This window comes from Nocardioides sp. 31GB23 (genome assembly GCF_040012395.1).
GTDB classification, from domain to species: Bacteria; Actinomycetota; Actinomycetes; order Propionibacteriales; family Nocardioidaceae; genus Nocardioides; species Nocardioides salarius.
The window spans coordinates 1-8,486 of sequence record NZ_JBDYKJ010000115.1 but is presented as its reverse complement, the minus strand read 5'-3'; the positions used below and the strand labels follow the sequence as shown (position 1 = coordinate 8,486).

The following is an 8,486-nucleotide window of genomic DNA, read 5'->3' as shown; positions in this document are numbered from 1 at the left end:
CCGGGGCGGGGGGGGGCCCCCCCCCGGGCGGGTGCCACCGGCCGGGGGCGCGGGTGTGAGGATGCCGGGGTGATCGACCTGCGCTCCGACACCCTGACCAAGCCCACCGAGTCGATGCGTGCCGCCATGGCGCGCGCCGAGGTCGGCGACGACGTGTACGGCGAGGACCCGACCGTGCTCGACCTCGAGGAGCACGTCGCGGGCCTGCTGGGCCACGAGGCGGCGCTGTTCACCCCCACCGGGTCGATGGCCAACGTGCTGGCGGTGCGGGCCCTGGTCGAGCCGGGCCAGGAGGTGCTCTGCGAGGCCTCGGCCCACATCGCGCGGGCCGAGCTCGGCGCGCACGGCGCGATCAGCGGCGTGACGATGCGCACCTGGCTGCACCCCCGCGGCCAGCTCGACCTCGACGTCGTCGAGCACATGCTGGCCCCCGACATGGGCCCGTTCTTCGTGCGCACCGCGGCGGTCTCGGTCGAGAACACCCACAACTTCGCCGGCGGCACCGTGCTGCCGATGAGCGACCTGCGCGACCTGCGCGAGCTCGCCGACGGCGCCGGGATCGCGGTGCACGTCGACGGCGCCCGGCTGTGGAACGCGCACGTGGCGACCGGCACGCCCCTGGCGGAGTACGGCGCGGTCGCCGACACGATGGCGGTCTGCCTCTCCAAGGGCCTCGGTGCGCCGGTGGGCTCGCTGATGGTCGGCTCCGCCGACGCGATCGCCGAGGCGCGGGTGCGCCGCAAGCGGATGGGTGGCGGGATGCGGCAGGTGGGCATCCTGGCCGCGGCCGGCCGGCACGCGCTCGACCACCACATGGACCGGCTCGCCGACGACCACGAGCACGCCGCCCTCCTGGCCGAGGCCTGCGGCGTCGACCCGGCCGGCGTGGACACCAACATCGTGGTGGTGCCGCAGGACGACGCCTCCGGCTTCGTGGCCCGCGCCGCCGAGGCCGGCGTACGCGTCTCGGCGGTGGGACCGCGCACCGTGCGCCTGGTGACCCACCTCGGGGTGGACCGCGCCGCCGCCGAGAAGGCGGCAGCGGTGCTCGCCGGCCTCTGAGGGCCGCCTACCCGCCCGCGGGCGGAGCCCGGTCGACGAGCCCGTCGAGCACCACGTCGCTGATGGCGGTGGTGTCGCGCGCGGCCGGGCCCGAGCCGGGCTCGGTGACCGACTCGATGCGCAGGCGCACGGTGTCGGTGGTGACCGCACCGACGTCGATCGCCTGCGGCTCGCGGGCCTGGTCGAGCTCCTGGCGCACCGGGGGAGCGTCGCCGAGCAGCCAGGTCACGGCGGTGACCCGGCGTCCGCCCGTGTAGAGGTCGTAGGTGGTGCCGTCGGAGACCGACGTCTTCGCGTAGCCGTTGACCAGCCCGACGCTGGTCAGCGTGACGGGGGAGTCGAAGCGCAGCACCAGCTCGGTGCCGACCGCCGCCCCGGCCACCCGCCACGCGGTGGCGGGGTCGTCGTCGAGCAGGTTCGCCGCGTCGTACGTCGTGGTCGCGCCGGTGGCGATGTCGACGCTGTCGTCGTCCTGGGCGGGTGCGAAGGCCTGCGCCAGATCGAGCAGCGAGCGGGGCTCGGCGTCGCCGCCGGCACCGGGTGCGCCCGGCCCGGCCCCGTCGTCGCGACCGCCCAGCCAGGCGGCGCCGCCGACGGTGAGCGCGGCCAGGAGCAGCAGGACGAGCACCAGGAGCGGCCCCCGACGTCGAGCCCGCGGCTCGGGCGGGGGAGACGGCGGGGGAGACTGCGGAGGAGCAGCGGGCACCGCGGGCAGGCCCGTCTCCGTCGGCTGGTGCCACGAGCCGGGCCGTGGGGACGTCGGCCCGGGGTCGACGTAGAGCGGGTAGCGGGCCGGGCCGGGCTGCTGGCCGACGGGCGGCGGAGCCTCCACCTCGGGGGCGTCGGCGCGGCGGTGGCCACAGCTCGTGCAGTAGCGCCCGACGTCGACGAGGGCGGCTCCGCAGGCGGTGCAGTACGCCGTCACGTCCCTCCCCAGGTGCCGCGGGCCCCTCCCGTGCGGCGCGACCAGCCTAGCCAGCGACCCCAGCCGTCTCGGTCGGCCCCGACCGGCCCCGACCGGCCCCGACCGGTCCCGACCGGGCCCGGCGCGTGGGTCAGGCGGTGCGGATCCGCTCGCCGGCGTCGACGCGGCCCAGCACCGGGGGCAGCCGGCGCACGGCCGAGGCGAGCTCACGCAGGTCGGTGCCCAGCAGCGCCTGCGGGCCGTCGCAGAGCGCGGTCTCGGGGTCGGGGTGCACGTCGACGATCACGCCGTCGGCCCCGGCCGCGATGGAGGCCCGCGACAGCGGCACCACGAGGTCCTTGCGTCCGGCGGCGTGCGAGGGGTCGGTGATCACCGGCAGGTGGCTGGTGGCCTGCACGACCGGCACCGCCGAGATGTCGAGGGTGTTGCGGGTGGCCGGCTCGAAGGTGCGGATGCCCCGTTCGCACAGCACGATGTCGAGGTTGCCGCGCTGGGCGACGTACTCGGCGGCCATCAGCCACTCCTCGATGGTCGCGGTCATGCCGCGCTTGAGCAGCACCGGCTTGCCGGCGTCGCCGACGGCCTGCAGCAGCCCGAAGTTGGCCATGTTGCGGGTGCCGACCTGCAGCATGTCGGCGTGCTCGGCGACCACGGCCACGTCGCGGGCGTCGACGACCTCGGTGACCACGGGCAGCCCGGTGGCCTGGCGGACGTCGGCGAGGATCTCGAGGCCGCGCACCCCCAGGCCCTGGAAGGCGTACGGCGAGGTGCGTGGCTTGAACGCTCCGCCGCGCAGGATCGTGGCGCCCGCGGAGGCGGCCATCTGCGCCGCCTCGAGCGTCTGCGCCGCGGTCTCGACCGCGCACGGCCCGGCCAGGAAGGTGAACGTGTCGGGGCCGATCGGCACCTGGTGCCCCGGCGGGCCGACCCACACCGTCGAGCGGTGCGGGTGGTGCTGGCGGCTGACCAGCTTGTAGGGGTCGGAGATGCGGTGCACGTCGGCGACCCCGCGCAGGGTGCGCAGGTTGAGGTGGTGGAAGGACTCGATGTCACCGACCAGCCCGATGATCGTGCGCAGCACGCCCTTGCTGACGAACGCCTCGCCGCCGACGCCCTCGACCCGCTCGACGACCCGCGCGACGTCCTCGTCGGTGGCGTCGGGGGACATGACGACGACCATGGGAGGAGGGTAGGCGCGGGCGAGGACGGCGCTGCGGGGCTTCCAGCCCGCGAGACCGGCGTCACGTGCCGCTCACACCGCCAGGTGGGTGACCTGTCCCTCGATCGGGCCGTCGTCGGGGCTGGGGCGCGGGCCCGGCGGGTGCTGGCTGCGCGGCGGGCGCAGCTCGACGACGAGCATCGCGGTGAGCACCATCAGGCCGCCGCCCAGCATCCGGGCGGTGGTCGCCTCGCCGCCCAGCCACACCGCGAAGGTGGCCGCGAAGACCGGCTCCATGCTCATGATCAGCGCGGTGCGGGTGGGGGGCAGGTGCGCCTGCGCCCAGGTCTGGGCCAGCATCGCCAGCGCCCCCGCGACCAGCGCCATGTAGACCACCGAGGCCCAGTCGGCGCGGGTGCTCGGCAGCACCATGCCGTCGGGGGCGGTGGCCAGGGTGCAGACCAGGGCGATCACCGCGATCTGCAGGATCGCCATGCCCAGCGCCTGGCGGGCGTCCGACCAGGCACCCAGGCCCACGATGTGCAGCGCGTAGAGGATCGCCGAGACGAAGGTGATCGCCTCGCCGTAGCCCACCGAGAGCCCGTCGAGGCTCAGCACCGCCAGGCCGGCGGTGGCCAGGGCCACCGCGGCCCAGGTGGTGCGGCCGATGCGGGTGCGCAGCAGCACGGCGGCCAGCAGCGGCGTGATGACGACGTACATGCCGGTGATGAAGCCCGAGACGCTGGCCGGGGTGTGCGCGAGCCCGGCGGTCTGGAGGATCTGGGCCAGCCCGTAGACGAGCCCGAGCACCGCCGCGTGGCGTCGCGACCGCGCGCTGAGCCGCGACAGGGCGCGCGGGGCGACCACCACCATCGCCACGGTCGCCACGGCGAAGCGCACTGCCAGGAAGTCGAGGGTGGGCACCCGCTCGAGCAGGTCCTTGATCAGGAAGAAGGTGCTGCCCCAGCTGGCGGTCATCGCCAGCAGCGCCAGCGTCGCGAGCACCGAGGTACGGCGCCCGACGACCGCCGCCGTCCCGCCCGTCGTCCCGGTCGTCACCGAGGCACGCCGTGGGCCTCGGCGCGCAGGCGCTTGAGCAGGGGGATGTCGGCGTTGTCGTCGTCGCGGGAGCCGGGCGTCTCGAGCACGAACGGCACCCCCTCGGTCGCCGCGTGGGCGAAGAGCTCGCCGAAGGCGGCGGTGCCGATGTGGCCCTCGCCGATCCGCTCGTGGCGGTCCTTGAAGGCGCCGCGCACGTCCTTGGAGTCGTTGGCGTGCACCAGCCGCAGCCGACCCGGCCCGCCGATCTCCACGATGCGGTCGAGGGTGGCCGCGGCCCCGCCCGGCTCGTCGAGCGGCGCACCGGCCGCGAAGACGTGGCAGGTGTCGAGGCAGATCCCGGCGCGCGGGTGGTGGTCGAGCGCGTCGAGGTACGCCGCCAGGTCCTCGACGCCGGCGCACAGGGAGCGGCCCTGGCCCGCGGTGGGCTCGAGCAGCAGCCAGGGCGCGTCGTCGCCGAGGGTCTCCAGCAGGGGCAGCAGCCCCTGGCGGACCTGGCCCAGCGCGGCTGCGTGGCGCTCGGCGGCGCCGGCCGGGTCGCCCTGCGGCTCGACGTACGAGCCGGTGTGCACCACGACCCCCTCGGCGCCGATCTCGGCGGCGCGGCGCAGGTTGTGGGCCACCACGGCGACGCTGTTGTCGTAGGTGCTCTGCGTCGGCGAGCCGAGGTTGACCAGGTAGGGGGAGTGGATGAAGGTGCGGATGCCGCGCTCGGTCGTCGCGGTGCGGAAGGCCTCGTCGTCGGCCGGGCGGCCCGGGCTCAGCGCCCAGCCGCGCGGGTTGCCCACGAAGACCTGCAGGGTCTCGCAGCCCAGACGTTCGGCGTCGGCCAGGGCACCGGCCGCCAGGCCCTTGCCGACCAGGACGTGGGTGCCGACGGGGTTGCGCCGGACGAGCGCGGCGGCGTCGAGGGTGCTCACGCGAGCACGCTAGGGAGCGCGGCTCGGGGGCCGCCAATCCGCGTCGACGTGCCGGGCCTCACACGGCGTGCAGCGGACGGTCGTCCTCGGTGCGGTCCGGAGCCTGGTCCGCGGAGCCGGCCGCGGTGGACCGTGTGGCGGGCTGCGCTCCTGCTCGCACCAGGGTGACCACGAAGCAGCACCCCACGGGCGTCGGCTCCAGGTGCAGCTCGCCGCCCATGCCCCGCGCCAGCTCGCGCGAGATGTGCAGGCCGAGCCCGGTGCTGAGCACGTGCCCGCCGTGCACGCCCCGCTCGAAGACCGACGGGGCCAGCGCGGCGCTGATGCCGGGGCCGTCGTCGTGGACCCGCAGCTCGAGGACGTCGCCGACCTCGGTGGTGGACACGCGCACCTCGGCGCCCGGCGCGTGCCGCATGGCGTTGACCAGCAGGTTGCCCAGCACCGTCGACAGGTCGTCCGGCGAGCCGAGCGCCCGTCCGGCGACCTCGTCGGTGCGCACCCGCAGGCCGGCGACCTGGCGGGTCAGGGCGACGTCGCGGACCACCTCGCGCACGTCGAAGGCGACCAGGTCGCAGCCCTGCTGGCGCAGCAGCCGCTCGAGGTGGTCGACCTCGCGCAGCGCCGCCGACTGCAGCCGGTGGGCCAGGTCGCGGTCGAGCTCGTCGGCGTAGCGGTCGAGGGTCGAGAGCGCCGACCGCAGCGCCCCCAGCGCGCTGCGGGCGTCGTGCTCGACCTCCTCGGCCCGCGCCTCGCGGCGCGCTCCGACGAGCGCGGCCTCGAGGAGCGCGGCCTCGAGCGCTGCTCGCTGCTCCTCGACCAGCCGCACCACCCGGGCGGCCGCTCGGTGCACGACCAGCCCGACGGCCAGCACCAGCAGCAGGGTGCTCCCCAGCACGAGGGGGTCGACGAGGCGCGGGTCACGGCCCAGTGCCTCGGGCAGCAGGCCCACCGACACCGCCACGGCCGCAGCCACCCCACTGACCGCGACCACCGTGTGCGTGTCGTGCCACCGTCCGGTGCCGGCTGCGGCGCACGCTCTCCCGTGTCGGCGCATCGTCGCCCCCTCGTGCTGCCCCTCCCCAGGGGTTGCGGACCCCGAGCCCGCGAGAACGAGTGTGCTACCCGATCGGTCGAAGCAGAATGACCCGTAGGGACCAGGTGGGCATGGTCAGAAATGACTAGATGAGGTAGAGCGTGATCGTCGAGCCCCTCGGCACGAGCTCGCCTCCCCCGGGGTCGGTGCGGAAGACGAAGCCGAGGCCGAGGTAGTCGGAGATGTTCTCGACGCGCACCACGAAGCCGAGCGACTCCAGCTCGGCCCGCGCGGCGTCGACGCCCTGGGCCTTCACGCCGGGCACCTCGACGAGCTCGGGGCCCTTGGAGACGGTGAGCGTCACGGTGTCGCCCTTGAACAGGGTGCCGCCACCCGGCTCCTGGGACACCACGTCCCCGGCGGGGACGCCGTCGGAGAAGACGTCCTCGTTGCGCTGGACGACCAGGCCCTTGCGCTCGAGCGTGCGCTGGGCCTCGTCGGCCGGCTCGCCGACCCAGTCACCGACGTTGATCGGGCGCCGGCCCTTGCTGACCACGAGGTCCACGGCCGCGCCGGGACGCAGCTCCCTGCCGGCGACCGGCGTGCTGCGCACCACCTGGTCGTCGGGCACGGTCTCGGAGAACTTCTCGCGCACCCGGCCGAGCTCGAGGTCCACCTCGGCCAGGGCGGCCTCGGCCTCCTCGAGGCTGCGACCGGCGAGCTCGGGCACGGGGTACAGCTCGACCCCCAGGCTCAGCACGATCGTCACGTCGTCGCCCGTCAGGGCCCGGCTGCCGGCGCCCGGGTCGGCGCTGACCACCCGGCCCTCGGGCACCCGGTTGCTGTAGACGGCCTCGCCGACGACGACGCCGAAGCCGGCGTCCTCGAGCTCGGCGACCGCCGAGGCACGGCCCTGCTCCAGGACGCTGGGCACGGTCGAGTAGCGGGCCCAGCCGTACCACCAGGCGCCCAGGCCGAGGGTCGTGGCCAGCACCACGGCCAGCAGCACCAGCAGCGGACCGCGCCAGCGCCGGCGCCGCCGACCGGGCCGACCGGGCTGACCGGGCTGACCGGGCCCAGCGGGTCGGGCCGGCGCTGCGGCAGCCCCCGCCGGGCGGCTCACCGGGTGGGCCGGGTGCGGTCCGTCCGGGGCGCTCGCCGCAGCCGGTACGCCGGCGCGCAGCAGCGACGTCGGCTCGTGGTCGCCGTCCGCAGGGGCGCCCAGCGACGGGCCGGGGCCCTCGCGGACGGGCTCCTCGAGCACGGGCGCCCCGGTGTCGGGGTGCAGCAGCAGCGGCGCCAGGTCCTGGGTGAGCTCGGGGTCCTCCCGCACGCCCTCCGCCAGGGCGTGCGCCACCCGGTGCACGTGGTGCAGCAGGACGCCGGCGTCGGCCGGGCGCAGCCCGCGGTCGCGGGCGGTGGCGCGGGCCACCAGCGCGTCGACGTACCCCGGCAGCGTCGGCTCGAGCCGCGAGGGCGGGGCGACGTCCTCGTGCACGTGCTTGTAGGCGACCTGGATGGGGCTCTCGCCCTCGTGCGGCTTGGCGCCGGTGAGCAGCTCGTAGAGCAGCACGCCCACCGCGTAGACGTCGGCGCGGGCGTCGCTGATGCCCTGCGAGACCAGCTCGGGGGCCAGGTAGGAGACGGTGCCGATCAGCACGCCGCCCGTCGCGGTGTGCTGGGTGTCGGTGCCCACGGCCTTGGCCAGGCCGAAGTCGGCCACCTTGACCCGGCCGTCGTCGGCGATCAGCACGTTCTCGGGCTTCACGTCGCGGTGCACGATGCCCGAGCGGTGCGCCGCGGCCAGCGCGGAGACGACCGGCTCGACGAGCGCCAGCGCGCGGGCCGGCGACATCGGCGCCTCCTTGACGATGACGTCGCGCAGCGTGTGGCCCGCGATGAGCTCCATGGCCAGGAACACCGTGCCGTCGTCGTCGCCCTGGTCGAAGACGGCCACCACGTTGGGGTGCGAGAGCCGGGCGGCGGCCCGCGCCTCGCGCACGAAGCGGGCGGCGAACTCCTCGTCGTCACCCAGCCCGACGTGCATCACCTTCACGGCCACGACGCGGTCCAGACGCAGGTCAGTGGCCTCGTAGACGCTGGCCATGCCGCCGCGCGCGATGCGGGGGCCGATGCGGTAGCGACCGTCGAGCAGCCGCCCGGTCATGGGGTCGGCGGGACCGCCGGACGTGCCCTGTCGGGCAGGCCGGGCGACCTCGTGCGGCTGCCGGTCTGGCGGCACAGCGACCTCCTGCGGGACCGGACGGGGAAGGTTCCGGCCGCTCCATGGTAGGCGGGCGGGCCGCCGGGGGGGGGGCCCCGCGGCCC

At 75.8% G+C, this 8,486-nt stretch carries 7 protein-coding genes; 1 reads left to right on the top strand and 6 read right to left on the bottom strand.

Annotated elements, in window-relative coordinates:
- The first annotated feature begins 69 nt into the window (after positions 1 to 69).
- Positions 70 to 1,062, top strand: coding sequence for a GntG family PLP-dependent aldolase (locus ABKW28_RS22270; RefSeq protein WP_348613390.1), 993 nt, complete (start codon positions 70 to 72; stop codon positions 1,060 to 1,062).
- Positions 1,063 to 1,069: 7 nt separating this feature from the next.
- On the opposite strand, the gene ABKW28_RS22265 is transcribed toward ABKW28_RS22270, so the two are convergent.
- From ABKW28_RS22265 to pknB, 6 genes are all read right to left on the bottom strand, one after another.
- On the bottom strand, positions 1,070 to 1,987 hold the full coding sequence (locus tag ABKW28_RS22265; protein WP_193670399.1) for a hypothetical protein: 918 nt from the start codon (positions 1,985 to 1,987) through the stop codon (positions 1,070 to 1,072).
- Positions 1,988 to 2,117: 130 nt separating this feature from the next.
- Positions 2,118 to 3,167 carry a 3-deoxy-7-phosphoheptulonate synthase gene (gene aroF / locus ABKW28_RS22260; protein WP_193670398.1) on the bottom strand — a complete coding sequence of 350 codons (1,050 nt, stop codon included), beginning with the start codon at positions 3,165 to 3,167 and terminating at the stop codon, positions 2,118 to 2,120.
- A gap of 72 nt (positions 3,168 to 3,239) precedes the next feature.
- Positions 3,240 to 4,205, bottom strand: a complete 966-nt coding sequence (locus ABKW28_RS22255) for a DMT family transporter (RefSeq protein WP_348613388.1) — start codon at positions 4,203 to 4,205, stop codon at positions 3,240 to 3,242.
- Entirely contained in the window at positions 4,202 to 5,125 is a 924-nt protein-coding gene (locus tag ABKW28_RS22250) for a deoxyribonuclease IV (RefSeq protein WP_348613386.1), read from the bottom strand. Before ABKW28_RS22250 ends, ABKW28_RS22255 begins: the two co-directional genes overlap by 4 nt.
- 58 nt (positions 5,126 to 5,183) lie before the next feature.
- Complete coding sequence (locus ABKW28_RS22245) at positions 5,184 to 6,086, bottom strand: HAMP domain-containing sensor histidine kinase (protein ID WP_348613384.1); 903 nt, start codon at positions 6,084 to 6,086, stop codon at positions 5,184 to 5,186.
- 217 nt (positions 6,087 to 6,303) lie between these two features.
- Positions 6,304 to 8,325 carry a Stk1 family PASTA domain-containing Ser/Thr kinase gene (gene pknB, locus ABKW28_RS22240; protein ID WP_193670484.1) on the bottom strand — a complete coding sequence of 674 codons (2,022 nt, stop codon included), beginning with the start codon at positions 8,323 to 8,325 and terminating at the stop codon, positions 6,304 to 6,306.
- Between the last annotated feature and the right edge of the window lie 161 nt (positions 8,326 to 8,486).